Source organism: Cupriavidus sp. SIMBA_020 (genome assembly GCF_046535395.1).
In the GTDB taxonomy this organism is placed as follows: Bacteria; Pseudomonadota; Gammaproteobacteria; order Burkholderiales; family Burkholderiaceae; genus Cupriavidus; species Cupriavidus campinensis.
This window is the reverse complement of the sequence record NZ_JAWRWU010001559.1, coordinates 1-239: the sequence shown is the minus strand read 5'-3', so window position 1 is coordinate 239 and position 239 is coordinate 1. Positions and strand designations below refer to the sequence as shown.

The following is a 239-nucleotide window of genomic DNA, read 5'->3' as shown; positions in this document are numbered from 1 at the left end:
GCACCCGGTGGTGCACCAGATGCCGGAAGGCGTCAAGGCTGAAACCCCGACGCAAACCGAAATCGTGATCAAGGGGATCAACAAGCAACAAGTCGGTCAAGTAGCTGCGGAAGTTCGCGGTTACCGTCCGCCGGAGCCCTACAAGGGCAAGGGCGTGCGCTATTCCGACGAGGTTGTGATCCTCAAAGAAACGAAGAAGAAGTAAGGGTGCGCAATCATGGATAAGACTCAATCTCGCC

1 protein-coding gene is annotated in these 239 nt (G+C 56.1%); it reads left to right on the top strand.

All coding sequences use genetic code 11. The annotated features are described in order from the left end of the window. The coding region (locus SB751_RS34845; RefSeq protein WP_410749593.1) for a 50S ribosomal protein L6 at nt 1-205 on the top strand (205 nt) is incomplete at its 5' end. Between the last annotated feature and the right edge of the window lie 34 nt (nt 206-239).